The organism is Arthrobacter sp. 10L424 (assembly GCF_056395325.1).
In genome coordinates, this window is sequence record NZ_JBFTJH010000002.1 from 70,918 (window position 1) to 85,290 (window position 14,373).

Sequence of the window (14,373 nt, forward strand, 5' to 3'; positions counted from 1 at the left end):
GTGACCGCGCTCCAACCTTGCAGCTCATGATTCAACAGTACGCCTGGAAGTGGCCGACTTCACCCTCTCCGGCGGACGTCGCAAGCAGGGGCATCCGGGCCGCCGGGGACGCGGCCCGGTGGAGGGCTAAGCAAAAACATTCAGCGTCATTTCGACCGCCCCGAGCAGGAGCGCGAGCACCGACGTGCCCAGCCCGGCGACGAGCAGCAGCCCCGGGTGGGCGAGCCCGATGACGACGCGACGGAGCCGCGGCCTACCGCGCAGAAATTTCTTCGGCAAGCGGGCCCGCACGGGGTCCTGTTTCCAGCCGCGGAGCCGGCGCAGGAACCACGCGCACCGGATGATGAAGGCCAGCCAAAGCACGGACACCACGAGGGGAACCGCAGCCAGCAGGAGGTTGAACCCCAGGGCAGTGACCTCTCGCTCCGAAGCGCCGACGAGGGACTGGATGGTGGTGGAGATCGAGGCGCTCATGACCACCGAGACACCCCACACGAGGAACGCGGCCGTCAGGGCGAGGAAGCGGACGAAAAAGTGGCCCAGCACGGAGTCCTTCCGCGGCTTGAGGTGCCGGCGGGGAGTGGCCTGCAGCAGTGCGATGGTGGCCAGCAGGGTGGGCAGGGCGGCCATCCCGACCATCACGTACCAGGACCATCCCGCGAAGTCGAAGAAATCGTCTGCGACGATCAGGGCGGCCCAGAACCCCGTCCAGGCCCAGCCGGTGGTGAGCGGACGGCTGACCAGCCATGCGGGGAGCCAGGGATCGTCGACGCCGGCCGCTGCCGATTGGGGCTCCGCCGATTGGGTCTTCGACGATTGGGTCTCCGCCGACTGGGGCTCCGCCGGGTGTTCGGCCGCCGGCCCGTCGCCCGTCACCGGCATCGGACCCGGCACGTCACTCATGGGCCGGCTGCTGCTGCGGCCCCGAAGCCCCGGCGTCCAGCACCACGGTGCCGGCGGCGCCGTCGACCGTGATGCTGTGCCCGGTGGCGATCAGCGAGGTGGCGTCGGGGACTCCGACCACGGCGGGAATCCCGTACTCCCGGGCGACGACGGCGCCGTGCGAGTTGGGTCCGCCCATTTCCATCACCAGAGCGCCGGCGGTGAGGAACAAGGGCGTCCAGCCCGGATCTGTGGAGGGCGCCACCAGGATCTCGCCGGGTTCCAGCCGCGCTCCGTGCGGGTCCAGGATGACGCGGGCCGTGGCGGTAACGGTGCCTGCCGACGCGGGAGTTCCCGTCAGGAGTCCCGGGGTTCCGGCCTTCGCCCCCGCATCGCCGGTCTGGAGCGCTTCGGGTTCCGTCCCGTCCGAGAGCAGCACCCGCGGGATGTGCCGCCGGCCCAGTTCCTGCTCGTAGTCCTCGCGGCGCTGCGCCACAAGGTGCTGCAGCGGCCTCCCGGCGAGACCTTCGCGGACCTCGGCCAGGTCCAGGAAGAAGACGTCGTCTGCCTCGCCGATGCGGCCGGCGGAGGCCAGTTCCGTCCCGATGGCCTGGAGCTGCCTCCGCACCGCGGCCAGGGCTTCGACGATGTGGTACTTCGGCAGTTCGCGCAGGCCGGCAAACATCCGGGTGCGTTTCAGCGCCGCCCGCACCAGCGCCGCGTGCAGTCTGCTCCGCTCCCCCGCGGCGGCGGCAAGCCGTTCCACCTGCGCCTCGGCCTCCCGAGCCGCCTTGCTGAACTGCCGGTCCGGCGCCTGGCCGGGGTCCTCCAGCCGCAGGTAGTTGGCCAGGACCCCGAGGATGTGGGACGGGTCGTCGGCCCAGCGGGGCATGCCAAGGTCGATTTCCGCCACTGCCCGGTGCCCGTAGCGGCCCAGGAAGCCGGCGAGACCGGACTGCACGACGGCGGGAAGCTCGCGGGCACGGTAGCGGCGGACCAGCTCCGGCACCCCAGCGCCGTCGAACGCAGCGTCATCGAACACCGCTACCGCTGCGGCGTCGGCCCGGATAGCTGCGGCGAGCTGCCAGAGGGCCAGGTCCATCTCGGTGGTGACGTTGTTGGGGAGTCCCCGCAGCACCGGTTGCAAGGCCCCCTGCCCGGCGTCGTCTCCCAGCAGCCTCCCGGCGGCCGCCAGCGAGGCAAAGCCAAGGGCCGGCAGCGGCAGGATGTTCGGCACCACCGGGAAGAGCTCGTGCCCCAGGATGCGCTCCACGTGGTCCAACCGCTGCACGGGGGTGGACCCGGCCGGGACCACCAGGGCGGCCCGGAACCGTTCACCGAACCGCTCCGCCCGGCGCAGCGCGGCCTCGGGCCGGAACAGTGCGCGCAGCAGCGTCTCCGGAACCCTTGCGCGGGCCGCCACAGGGCCGACGTGGCGCAGCACCCGCCAGGGGGACCTGCTGGTGACGGAAAAGCGGGGGTCCGTGAACAGCCGCCGCAGCACGGCCGCGGAGCGGGACTCCATGACGTCGAACACCCGCGGCACGATGGCCCGTCCAACGGCGCTGCGCACTACCGGGGTCAGGTCGAAGAAGAGGCGCTGGCCGGCCTGGACGTAGGGCGTGGGCCCGTCGTGTGGCTCCGGGACGTCGAACTGCGCCGCGCGCGCCACGGAAGAGGCAATCAGCCGGAAGCCTGCCAGTCCCATTGGGGTCAGCGGGCGGGTCAGGCCCTGGGCCAGGCTGAAGCACAGGTAGACCCGTGTACCCTCCCGGACGCGCCGCCGCTCCGGCAAGGGGTAGAGGGTGGTGACGGGCCGCGACTGCGTCAGCCACAGCACGCCGCCGCCGTCGATGGCCCATTCGAGGTCCTGCGGCGCGCCGAAGTGCAGCTCCGCGCGGCGGCCAAGGCGCTCCAGGGCCAGCAGCTGGGCGTCGTCGACGCAGGGCTGCGAGCCGGCGTCGGACTGTTCTACCCGTTCAGTTCCGCCGCCCGGCAGCGGCCGGATGGCCACACCCTTGCTCCCGATCCGGCGCTCCAGAATTTTCTGCGTGGCGCTGTCGACGACGAAGTGGTCCGGGTTGACCGCCCCGGAAACCACCGCCTCGCCGAGGCCAGGGCTGGCGTCAATGACCGCCTCGTGCCGCCTTCCGGTCACGGGGTTCGCGGTGAACAGGACCCCGGCCACGGCCGCGTCCACCATCCGCTGGACCACGACGGCGAGCGACACCGTCGAGGGGCTGATTCCGTGGGTGGCGCGGTAGCTCACCGCCCGGTCGGTCCAGAGTGAGGCCCAGCATTGCCGGACCGCCGTCAGGACCGCATCGACGCCGACGACGTTCAGGATGGTGTCCTGCTGGCCGGCGAAGCTGGCGAACGGCAGGTCCTCGGCGGTGGCGGAGGACCGGACCGCCACGGCCGCGTCCGTGCCCAGCGCCGCATAGGCGGCCCGGACGGCGTCGGCAATGTCGGCAGGGATGTCCACGGCCAGGACCAGCCTGCGGGCGTCGGCGGCCAGCCGGGCGAGTCCCGGCAGGTCGTCCGGGGCGGTCGCGGCAAGAGCTGCGTGGACGTCGTCGAGCCCGGCGGGCGACGTGGCCCGCCGGTAGGCCTCCGTGGTCAGGCAGAACCCGGCCGGAACCGGCAGCCCCGACCGCATCAGTTCACCGAGGTTGGCCGCCTTGCCGCCGACGTCGGGAAGCAGCCCGGCGCTGACCCGCTCAAGCGCGAGCACCAGCCCGTGCAGCGGTTCCTGTTGGTCCTGCGCAGGCGCACCTGCGCCGGGGAGCTGCTCCACCCGGCCTCCCTTCAACGCCCGCCCGGGTCCGGTCCGGGCTACGAATCGCCGAGCATGGGCCCGAAGTTCACCCGGTCCGCCAGCCGGGGATCGTCCCGGTCCGGGACCACCATGACGGGTCCCTTGGCGTGGTGCAGGATGCCGTCCGAGGTGGACCCGAGCAGCATCCCGGCGAAGCCGCCGCGGCCGCGGGTGCCGACGACCACCAGTTCCACGTGCCGGCTGGCCCCGACGAGGATGTCCACGGGCGAGCCGTCCACGAGCTCGGTCTCCACCGTGAGGCGGGGAAAGTGGCTCCGGATCCAGGCGGAGCCGGCGTCGAGCTGGGTCCTGATGTCTGCGAAGAGCGCCTCACGGTCCATCGGCGCGGGAACCCAGGCCAGCGAGCCGTTGTACTGCGGGACGGCGCAGACCACCCGCAGCGGCGCCGAGAGCCGCTCGGCCTGGGCCGCCGCTTCCAGTACCGCCACACGGGCCTGTTCGGAGCCGTCGACGCCTACCACCACAACGTTTTCGACCGGGACGTGCCCGGACTTCGCCCGTTCCGCCAGGACGTGCTTGTCGTCGGTGGTTTCGCCCAGCCGGTCCGAGCAGATCAGGGGGACGGTGACTGTGGGGCATTTGGCGTGCGCGGGGAGAGCGCTGCTGACGGAGCCGAGCAGCCGGCCGACGAAGCCGCCCCGGCCCCGGGTGCCGAAGACCAGCAGTTCGGCGGTTTCGGACATTTCCAGCAGGACGCCGGAGGCGTCGCCGTTCTCGACGGAGGCGTCGACGTCAATCAGGTACCCGGCGACCTTGTTCACGGCCTGCTTAAGGATGGCTTCCGCGCCTTCGCGGATCACCGAGTCGTCAACGGTGGCGTACCCGCCGTCGAGCCCTGACGCAGCGAAGATCGGAACGGAGTAGGCGGTGACAACGTGCAGCGGACGACGGCGGCGCTCGGCTTCGCGGGCGGCCCACACCAGGGCGCACTTGCTGTGGTCTGAACCATCGACGCCGACCACGATCCCCCGGGGAGCTGCGGAGCCGGCCGGGACATCCCCTGCCGGATCCGGATGCACCTGTTCTCGGCCCATGGGTCCGCCTCCTCGCGATTCTTGCCTGATGTTGCGGCTATTCTGCCAGACGTGCCCGCGTGCAGCGTCCATTGGCGACGCGGCCGAACAATCTGCGGCCGGAACCCCTGGTTTTCCCAACTATTCTCGGTTTGGCGGGAACAAGCAAGCACACCGGACGAAGGCCCGGACGGCGGACTTCACCTATGTTTTACGCAGTGTTTACACAACAACCCGCGGCCCGGGATGACGGCGGATCGGGACTGGCGTTCCGCCCAAAAGCCCGGGAAATCCCGGGATCTCCCAATGTTTCACCTGCTCTATCCAAGGCAGGAAATGTTAGGTATTCTTCGAGGCGTTGCTGAACCGAGACTCGTCTTTCAGAACGCGGCTCCTGCTGGTGCCGCGGTCAGGACAGGCGTTCGGAACGCGCAACGGAAAGCTTCCGGGGCATCGGCCCCGCAACTGGCACCATCCGAGGAAGGACCCTGCAGTGTCGAGCATGCCTATGTCCGGGGGGATCGAGCGGACCGCCGCCCTCGTAATCGGCACGGGTCTGTCCGGGCTGGCGGTTGCCAGCGAGCTGCAGCGGCGAGGTGTCGACTCCATCATCGTGGACGGGCTCGACCTGCTGGGCGCCGGGAATCCGGCCAACACCTCCTCACTGCAACGCTGCGATGCTGCCGACGCCGCCAGCCTGCGGGAACGCAACGAGATCCTCCGGCACCTGCGGAACTACGCCACCAGTCACAAACTGGATGTGCGGAACAATATCCGGGCGCTCCAGCTGGACCACCTCGACGCCGGCATCACCGGGCCCACCCAGCAGTGGGCCGTCCGCACGCCCGGCGGCGTCCTCCTGGCGGACCACCTCGTCCTGACCCGCTGCGCCCACAGCCAGCTGCGCCGGATGCTCTCCGAGCTCGGCATGGCGGCGGGCCAGAACCTGATGGCGGCCATGCACGCGCTCGGGATGTACCTCGTGGGGGTGGGCGAGCTGATCACGCCGACGCCGAAGGAAGTGCTGCGCCAGGCCAAGGTCGTCGGCCAGGCAATCTCCGCCAAGGTCTACCCCGATGGTTTCCCCGCCGTGCTGCCCGGGGGTTATGCCCTCGCCGCACCGGCCTAACAGTACGCTCCGTCCTGGGGCCGGGCGGGTTTCCCGCGGCAACGCGGGGTCAGACACGGCCCATCAGAGCGGGCCGAATGGACGCGGAGTGACCCCGCGTCGGTTCAATTCAGTTGCCGGCGCCCGGGTGCTCGGCGTCGTGGCCGCCGTCGTCGGCCTGGTCGTCGCGGCCCGCGAGCCGACGCTTCGCCATCAGGCCCAGGACAACCACGATGCCGATGGCCGTGCCAACGAAGATCACGATGCTCCACGGGAACGGCTCCGCGGAGTTGGCGGGCCGGGACGGCTCCGGCGTACCCGGCTGCGCGGTTCCCATCGTGGGAACGGCGGCAGCCGCCGTCGAGCCTGCTGCTCCGGCGGTGGCCGTGAAGGTGAAGTTTCCTTCGATCGGGTGCGAGTCCGAACTGACCACCCGCCACACCACCGTGTAGGCGCCGGCCGGGGCCCCCGGCTTGAGTTTCTGGGAGACGACGTTGTCCACGATCTCCACCGCGCCGTCGGCCCAGTTGGCGCCGGCGGCATCGTTCACCAGCATCTGCGAACCGAGCGCCAGCGGGTTCTTGTTGAACGTGACCGACACCTTCTCCGGCGGCGCCGCCACGGTGGCGCCGGAGGCCGGGCTGGTGGACTCGGCTGCGTCGTGCGCCGAGGCCGGAGCAACAGCCCCCAGCAGGGCGGCGGTGAGGATCGCGGTACCCAGGAGGGCACTCTGAAGCTGTCGGATGAGGCGCATGGTCGGGCTACTCCTAGTGTTGTCTTCCTTACAGACTAGGCGAATTCGGCCGGACGCCCGGCGTGCGCCCAATAGGATTAAAGTAACCACCCACGTCTCCCGGAGGACTAATGCCTGACCTAATGCTCAAGCAAGGCTCTGCACTCGATCGGTATTTCAAGATTTCCGAGCGGGGGTCGAACTTCTCGCGGGAAATCCGGGGAGGCTTCGCCACGTTCTTCGCCATGAGCTACATCGTGGTGCTGAACCCGCTGATCCTCTCGGTTCCCGATTCCACGGGCGCCACCCTCGGTTTCCCGGCCGTCGCCGCCGTCACCGCGTTCGTGGCCGGCATCCTGACGATCCTGATGGGCGCGTGGGCCAAGCACCCGTTCGCGCTGGCAACGGGCCTCGGCGTCAACGCCTTCGTCGCCGTTACGGTGGCCACGAACCCCGGCCTGACCTGGCCGGACATGATGGGCCTGGTGATGCTCTCCGGCATCACCATGCTGATCCTGGTCCTCACCGGCTTCCGGACCGCTGTCTTCAAGGCCGTCCCGGAGGGTCTGAAAACCGCAATCGTGGTGGGCATCGGCCTGTTCATCGCCCTGATCGGCCTCGTCAATGCCGGCTTTGTCCGCCGCATCCCCGATGTCGCCGGGACCACCGTTCCGGTCGGCCTGGGCTTCGACGGCAAGCTGCTCGGCTGGCCCACGCTGGTCTTCGTCTTCGGCCTGGTCCTGACCATCGCCCTCGTGGTCCGCAAGGTCAAGGGCGCCATCCTGATCGGCATCGTCGCCTCGACCATCCTGTCGGTGATCCTGGAATTCACGCTGCACATCGGCCCCAGCTTCGACGGCAAGACCCACAACCCGCAGGGCTGGTCCCTCGTGGCCCCGACGTTCTCCGAATGGGCTGCCCCGGACCTGTCGCTGATCGGCAAGGCCAACCCGTTCGGCGCCTTTGAGCACCTCGGTTTTGTCGCCGCGACCCTGCTGGCGTTCGTGATCCTGCTGAGCATCTTCTTCGACGCCATGGGCACCATGGTGGGCCTGGCCACCGAGGCCGGCAGCATCGACAAGGACGGCAACATCCCCAACGTTGACCGCGTGCTGCAGGTGGACGCGATCGGCGCGATCGTCGGCGGCGGCGCCTCGGTCTCCTCAAACCAGATCTACGTCGAATCCGGCGCCGGCATTGGTGAAGGCGCCCGGACCGGCCTGGCCTCCATCGTCACCGGCCTGCTGTTCCTCGTGGCCATGTTCTTCACCCCGCTGATCAACCTCGTCCCGTTCGAGGCAGTGGCTCCGGCGCTCGTCGTCGTCGGCTTCATGATGGTCTCCCAGGTCGGCAAGATCGACTGGCAGGACCTGGGCATCGCGATCCCGGCCTTCCTGACCTTCACGCTGATGCCGTTCACGTACTCGATCGCCAACGGCCTCGGTGCAGGCTTCATCATGTTCGTCCTGATCCGCACGTTCCAGGGCCGTGCCCGCGAGGTGCACCCGCTGATGTGGGCTGTGGCAGGCGCCTTCCTGCTGTTCTTCGCGATCGGCCCGATCGAGGCCGCGCTCGGGATGCACTAGGCACTCCCCTTCCCCCGCCGAGTTCGCACTTCGCGGCAGTGTTTCCGGTAAACTCCGAAAACATTGCCGCGAAGTGCGAACTCGGCGGCGTTTAACGGGCAGGTTCCGGGATTTCGGACAGCACGACGGCGGCGCTGCTGGTTTTCCGGCCCGTGCTGGGGTGAGCTAGGGGGATGGTTTCTCCTGCGCCCTCCGTTGATGTTCCGCCGCAGCCCTGGACCGGGCGGTTCGACGGCGACGGACCCGAGCACCGCCGCTGGTGGCAGGCCGTCACCCCGTACCCCCCGCGCCGGGTCCCGTCCGGGCCATCCGGCTCCTCCCACCGGCCCGCCGTGATTCTCGGCTTCGGCAGCGACGCCGGGGTCCGCCGCAACAAGGGCCGCCCCGGCGCGGCCGCCGCCCCCGCCGCGCTCCGCGCCGCGCTTGGTCCGCTCGCGTTCCACCTGGGCCGGGACGTGCACGACGCCGGCGACGTCACCGTGGCCGGCGATGCCCTTGAGGCGGGGCAGGCGCGCGCCGGGCTCGCCATCACCGGCCTGCTCGACGCCGGGCAGCTTCCCGTGGTGCTGGGCGGCGGGCATGAGACCGCGTTCGCGAGCTACCTGGGCGTGGCCGGTTCGTCGGCGGTCCGCGAGGGGCTGCGCGTGGGCGTGCTGAATCTGGACGCCCACTTCGACCTCCGCGACGAGGCCGTGCCCAGTTCCGGCACCCCGTTCCTGCAGATGGCCCGCGCGGAAGCCGCCGCCGGCCGCGAACTGAAGTACGCCGTCGTCGGCATCTCCGAGCCGAACAACACCCGGGCACTCTTCTGGACCGCGGAGGAACTCGGTGTCGACTACCTGCTGGATGAGGACTGCTCCGCGGAGGCCGCGCACGTTTTTGTCGCAGCCTTTCTGGCGCAGGTGGACGCCGTGTACCTGACCATCGACCTGGATGTGCTGCCGGCAGCGGTCGCCCCGGGGGTGAGCGCTCCGGCCGCTTACGGTGTGCCGCTGCCGGTGATCAGCGCCGTGTGCCGCCAGGTGGCGAGGAGCGGGAAGCTCCTGCACCTTGACGTGGCCGAGCTGAACCCGGAATTCGACGTCGACAGCCGGACCGCCAAGGTGGCCGCGCGGCTGATCAATACCCTGCTGGGGTAGGCGGCACGCGGCCCCGCGCCGCAGACGCTGCTCCTCAACCCCGCATCGAAGGAAGCTCCGGACATTGGCTCGCCGTCCGGGGCGGCTTTGGACACGACTTCGGCCCTCGGGCCAGGCGTTCGCGGCGTGTCGGTGGCAAAGTGCCCCCGGACCGCAGCCGCCCCGGCAGCAATGCGTTGGCAGGGACCCGGAAAACAGAAAATCCCCGCCCTTTCGGGTCCCGCTGGAGGCGGGGCCCAAAGGGCGGGGACTTTCCGGACGGGCTGCGGTTAGCTGCGCCGCACCTCCACGCCATCGGATTTTAAGAAGAGTTCGGTTTCAGACGGTACTGCCGGGACAAGCCACAGCACGTTGCCGCTCAGTGAGACTTCTTCGACCTCACCGGCCGCCAAAACCTGTGCGTGCTTGAGGATCTCGACCCGGTCGCCGGCCTTGAGGCCCCGCCAGTCGGAAACCGCCGCAGCCGAGGCCTGGCGCCTGGACACTACCGTCCCGCGTGCTTTCATGAACTTCTACCCCTTTGTATATGTTCTTCGTCACAACGTCGTTGGTGTGACTTTCCATTTGTACTACAGTTCCCGGGCCCCCGCTGGCCGTGTTGCCGACTATTTCGGGGGCACCGGAAATTGTTCACGCAAACTGCATTTTGTTCTTCTTTAGGCGAGATTTCCGACGGCGGATTCGGCCGCCGCCCGGACCTTGCCCGACGCCACCAGGGCGTCCGCGGCTTCCAGCTCCGGGGACAGGAACCTGTCCGTGCCGGGACCGTCGACGACGTCGCGCAGGGCGGCGATCACGGCGGTGCCCGCAGGACCCGGGGTGAGTTCGCCGCCGGAGAGCTGGGTGCGGATGTCGAGCGCCCGGGCCGAGGTCACCAGTTCGATCGCCAGGACGCGGCGCAGGTTCTCCACCGCGCGGCGGAGCTTGCGGGCTGCGTGCCAGCCCATGGAGACGTGGTCCTCCTGCATCGCGGAGCTCGGGATCGAGTCCACCGACGCCGGGACGGCCAGCCGCTTGTTGTCCGAGACCAGCCCGGCCTGCGTGTACTGGGCGATCATGAGGCCCGAGTCGACGCCGGGGTCCGAGGCAAGGAAGGCCGGCAGCCCGTGCGAGCGGGCCGGGTCCAGCATCCGGTCGCTCCGGCGCTCGGAGATGGAGCTCAGGTCCGCGACGGCGATGGCCAGGAAATCCAGCACGTAGGCCACCGGGGCGCCGTGGAAGTTGCCGTTGGAGCTGACCCGGCCGTCGGGCAGGACCACCGGGTTGTCGATCGCGGCGGCCAGTTCGCGGGAGGCCACCAGGGCTGCGTGGTCGACGGTGTCGCGGACGGCGCCGGCCACCTGGGGTGCGCAGCGCAGCGAGTAGGCGTCCTGGACCTTGGTGTCGTTGATCCGGTGCGAGGCCACGATCGGGGAGTCGGACAGGACCCGCAGCATGTTGTCCGCGGAGGCGGCCTGGCCCGGGTGCGGCCGGAGCGCTGCGTGCAGCTCGGGCAGGAACACCTGGTCGGTGCCGAGCAGCGCCTCGACGCTGAGCGCGGCGGTGATGTCCGCCGTCGTGAGCAGCTGGCGGATGTCCGCGATGGCCATCAGGAGCATGCCGAGCATTCCCTCGGTGCCGTTGACGAGCGCCAGGCCCTCCTTTTCGGCCAGGGTGACGGGTTCGATCCCATGCGCGGCCAGGAGCTCGGCGACGGTGCGGCCGCCCTTGGCGCCATACTGCTCACCGTCGGGGCCCGTGGCTTCGCCTTCGCCCATGAGGACCAGGGCACAGTGCGAGAGCGGCGCGAGGTCGCCGGAACAGCCGAGCGAGCCGAATTCGCGGACCACCGGAGTGATGCCGGCGTTGAGCACGTCCACCATGGTCTGCAGGACAACGGGGCGGACGCCGGTGCGGCCGGAGGCGAGGGTCTTGGCGCGCAGGAACATGATGCCGCGGACCACTTCGCGTTCGACGGCCGGGCCCATCCCGGCGGCGTGGCTGCGGATCAGGGATTTCTGCAGCTGGGTGCGCAGCTCGTTGGGGATGTGCCGGTTGGCCAGCGCCCCGAAGCCCGTGGAGATGCCGTAGGCGGGGGTCTCACTGTGGGCAAGGTCGTCGATGTGGGCGCGGACCTTGGCGACGGCGTCGAGCGCGTCCTGGGCGATGGTCACCTGCGCGTCGTGGCGGGCGACGGCGACGACGTCCTCTGGGGTGACGCCGCTGGAGCCGAGGGTGACGGTGAGAGGTGAGTGGGTGGTGATTGTCACTTTGTGGTTCCTTCGTTCATGACTGGGGCCCCATGGACAGGGTTCCCTGGGCGAGCTTGCGAGCCGAGGGAGTCCATGGGGATGCGGACGCCGCGTTCGTTGGCGACCTCGACGGCGCGGTCGTAGCCGGCGTCGACGTGGCGGATGACACCCATGCCGGGATCGTTGGTGAGCAGGCGTTCGAGCTTCTGCGCTGCGAGGTCGGTGCCGTCGGCGACGGAGACCTGGCCGGCGTGGATGGAGCGGCCGATGCCGACGCCGCCGCCGTGGTGGATGGAGACCCAGGTGGCGCCGGAGGCGGTGTTGAGCAGGGCGTTGAGCAGCGGCCAGTCGGCGACGGCGTCGGAGCCGTCGGCCATGGCCTCAGTTTCGCGGTACGGGGAGGCGACGGAGCCGGAGTCCAGGTGGTCGCGGCCGATGACGATTGGCGCCTTGACCTTGCCCTCCTTGACCAGCTGGTTGAACAGCAGCCCGGCCTTGGCGCGTTCGCCGTATCCAAGCCAGCAAATGCGGGCCGGCAGGCCTTCAAACTCGACCCGTTCCTGCGCGGCGTCGATCCAGCGGTGCAGGTGCTTGTTCTCGGGGAAGAGCTCCTTGATGGCCTTGTCCGTAACCGCGATGTCCTCGGGGTCACCGGAGAGGGCCACCCAGCGGAACGGCCCGAGGCCCTCGCAGAACAGCGGGCGGATGTAGGCCGGGACGAAGCCGGGGAACTCAAACGCCCGGTTGTAGCCGCCAATGCGGGCCTCGTCGCGGATGGAGTTGCCGTAGTCGAAGACCTCGGCGCCGGCATCCTGGAACTCGACCATGGCCTGCACGTGCTTGGCCATGGAGGCCTGGGCCTTCTTGGTGAAGCCTTCGGGATCGGCGGCGGCCTCGTGGTGCCATTCCTCGACCGTGATGCCCTCGGGGAGGTAGCTCAGGGGGTCGTGCGCGGAGGTCTGGTCCGTGACGATGTCCACGGTGAGCTCGCCGGCGTTGTGGCGGCGCAGGATCTCGGGGAAGACCTCGGCGGCGTTGCCCACGTAGCCCACGGACCAGCCCCGACGCTCTTCCTTGGCCGTCAAGACCTTGGCGATCGCGGTGTCGAGGTCGGTCTCCACCTCGTCGAGGTAGCGCTTGCCGGCGCGGCGGCGGAGGCGAGTCTCGTCGACGTCGACAATCAGGCAGGCGCCGTCGTTCAGGGTGACAGCGAGGGGCTGGGCGCCGCCCATGCCGCCGCAGCCGCCGGTGAGGGTCAGGGTGCCGGCGAGCGTGCCGTTCTCGTCCCCGGTGAGTTTGCGGGCGATCGCGGCGAAGGTCTCGAAGGTGCCCTGCAGGATGCCCTGGGTGCCGATGTAGATCCAGGATCCGGCGGTCATCTGGCCGTACATCATCAGGCCCTCGGCCTCGAGCCGGCGGAATTCGGGCCAGGTGGCCCAGTCGCCGACGAGGTTGGAGTTGGCCAGTAGCACGCGCGGCGCCCATTCGTTGGTGCGGAAGACGCCGACCGGTTTGCCGGACTGGACCAGGAGGGTCTCGTCCTTCTCCATGGTTTCCAGGGTGCGGGTGATCGCGTCGAACGCGGCCCAGGACCGGACGGCGCGGCCGGTGCCGCCGTAGACCACCAGGTCATCGGGGCGCTCGGCGACCTCGGGGTCCAGGTTGTTCATGAGCATGCGCAGCGGGGCTTCCGTCTGCCAGCTCTTGGCGGTGAGCTCGGTGCCGCGGGCTGCTTTGACCGGGCGGGCACCGGTGGTGAAATCGGCGGGTGCCATGAGGGGCTCCTTTGTTATCTCGGGTGGTTCGGGGAAATGAGGTTCTGTATCAACTAAAGCCTGTCCGCAGCCGCGGAAACAGTGCCCGCGGGCTGGTCCTGTCCGGGATTCCAGACGCTCGCACTGGCTTCCCGCCCCGGCGTTGCGCTATCACTTTTGGTGCCTAAACCGCCGGAATAAGCACCGCAAGTGACAGCGCAACGGGGTGCGGGCTGGGGTCAGGCGGAGGGGCGGCCGTGGATCCTGATGGAGAGATCATCCGCGACTTTCCGCACCCGGGCGGCCAGGGCCGGCCACTCCTCGGGCGGCAGCTTGTCTTCGAGGAAGGTCACAGCGACGGCGGCCGTCGGCCAGCCGACGTGGTCCGTGACGGCGGCGGCGATCGAGCCGAAGCCCGGCGTCACCTCCCCGTGTTCGGTCGCATAACCGCGCAGCCGAACCTGGTCCAGGTGCGAGGACAGCGCCGAGTACTTCATAATGGGCGACTCCGTCTCGTGACGGGCAGAGAAGGCGGCCGCGTTGGGGTACAGCGCCCGGACCTGCGACTTCGGCAGTGCTGCGAGGATCGCCCGCCCGCTGGCCGTGAGGTGGCTCGGCAGCCGGACGCCGACGTCGGTCACTAGGGAGGGCCGGTTCTTCGCCCGCTCCTCCACGATGTAGAGCACATCGCGGCCGTGCAGCACCGCAAGGTGGGCGCTTTCGCCAATCACGTCAACGAGCGAGGCGAGCAATGGCCGGCCCAGGCGGGAGAGGGGCTCCTGCCGCGAGTAGGCCGAACTGAGCTCGAAGGCACTGATCCCGAGCCCGTAGCGCTGCTCCTCGTGCAGATGCAGCACGAATCCATTTGCCTCCATCACGCCGAGGAGGTGGTAGACGCTGGAGCGCGGCAGCCCCAGCGCGGTGGCAATGTTCGACGCCGCCATCGGCCCGCGTTTGGAGGCCAGCAGTTTGAGGATGCGCAGGGTATTTTCCGCCGCCGGCACCTTGGAGGCCATCTTTGCCGGGGCGGCTTTTGGTGCCGCAGCGGTGGCTGGCGGGGTGATGGTGGTGCCTGGCATGAATCCTCT

The 14,373-nt window shown here is 69.6% G+C and carries 11 protein-coding genes; 3 read left to right on the forward strand and 8 right to left on the reverse strand.

Annotation, left to right across the window (positions count from 1 at the left end; genetic code table 11):
• Positions 1-126 precede the first annotated feature (126 nt).
• Genes AC1DC5_RS03465 through AC1DC5_RS03475 form a run of 3 tightly spaced genes read right to left on the reverse strand, consistent with a single transcriptional unit; the run spans position 127 to position 4,755 of the window.
• The gene (locus tag AC1DC5_RS03465) at positions 127-903 is read right to left on the reverse strand and encodes a hypothetical protein (RefSeq protein WP_441405078.1); all 777 of its coding nucleotides are present in this window, start codon (positions 901-903) and stop codon (positions 127-129) included.
• Positions 896-3,679, reverse strand: coding sequence for a PEP/pyruvate-binding domain-containing protein (locus AC1DC5_RS03470; RefSeq protein ID WP_476864205.1), 2,784 nt, complete (start codon positions 3,677-3,679; stop codon positions 896-898). Before AC1DC5_RS03470 ends, AC1DC5_RS03465 begins: the two co-directional genes overlap by 8 nt.
• Before the next feature lie 38 nt (positions 3,680-3,717).
• On the reverse strand, positions 3,718-4,755 hold the full coding sequence (locus AC1DC5_RS03475) for a universal stress protein (RefSeq protein WP_441405080.1): 1,038 nt from the start codon (positions 4,753-4,755) through the stop codon (positions 3,718-3,720).
• Between the two features lie 481 nt (positions 4,756-5,236).
• Here AC1DC5_RS03475 and AC1DC5_RS03480 point away from each other — a divergent pair, with 481 nt between their 5' ends.
• Positions 5,237-5,863, forward strand: a complete 627-nt coding sequence (locus AC1DC5_RS03480; protein WP_476864468.1) for an FAD-binding protein — start codon at positions 5,237-5,239, stop codon at positions 5,861-5,863.
• Between the two features lie 109 nt (positions 5,864-5,972).
• On the opposite strand, the gene AC1DC5_RS03485 is transcribed toward AC1DC5_RS03480, so the two are convergent.
• Positions 5,973-6,596: a copper resistance CopC family protein gene (locus AC1DC5_RS03485; protein WP_476864206.1), complete on the reverse strand. Its 624-nt coding sequence runs from the start codon at positions 6,594-6,596 to the stop codon at positions 5,973-5,975.
• Between the two features lie 122 nt (positions 6,597-6,718).
• Here AC1DC5_RS03485 and AC1DC5_RS03490 point away from each other — a divergent pair, with 122 nt between their 5' ends.
• Positions 6,719-8,161, forward strand: coding sequence for an NCS2 family permease (locus AC1DC5_RS03490; protein ID WP_476864469.1), 1,443 nt, complete (start codon positions 6,719-6,721; stop codon positions 8,159-8,161).
• A gap of 173 nt (positions 8,162-8,334) precedes the next feature.
• Positions 8,335-9,300 carry a formimidoylglutamase gene (hutG, locus tag AC1DC5_RS03495; RefSeq protein ID WP_476864207.1) on the forward strand — a complete coding sequence of 322 codons (966 nt, stop codon included), beginning with the start codon at positions 8,335-8,337 and terminating at the stop codon, positions 9,298-9,300.
• A gap of 269 nt (positions 9,301-9,569) precedes the next feature.
• Here hutG and AC1DC5_RS03500 read toward each other — a convergent pair whose 3' ends face one another.
• From AC1DC5_RS03500 to AC1DC5_RS03515, 4 genes are all read right to left on the reverse strand, one after another.
• Positions 9,570-9,806: a hypothetical protein gene (locus AC1DC5_RS03500; RefSeq protein ID WP_441405083.1), complete on the reverse strand. Its 237-nt coding sequence runs from the start codon at positions 9,804-9,806 to the stop codon at positions 9,570-9,572.
• A gap of 150 nt (positions 9,807-9,956) precedes the next feature.
• The gene (hutH, locus tag AC1DC5_RS03505) at positions 9,957-11,549 is read right to left on the reverse strand and encodes a histidine ammonia-lyase (RefSeq protein ID WP_441405084.1); all 1,593 of its coding nucleotides are present in this window, start codon (positions 11,547-11,549) and stop codon (positions 9,957-9,959) included.
• Positions 11,546-13,306, reverse strand: coding sequence for a urocanate hydratase (locus AC1DC5_RS03510; protein WP_441405085.1), 1,761 nt, complete (start codon positions 13,304-13,306; stop codon positions 11,546-11,548). Before AC1DC5_RS03510 ends, hutH begins: the two co-directional genes overlap by 4 nt.
• Positions 13,307-13,524: 218 nt before the next feature.
• Complete coding sequence (locus tag AC1DC5_RS03515) at positions 13,525-14,364, reverse strand: IclR family transcriptional regulator (protein ID WP_476864208.1); 840 nt, start codon at positions 14,362-14,364, stop codon at positions 13,525-13,527.
• Positions 14,365-14,373: the final 9 nt, after the last annotated feature.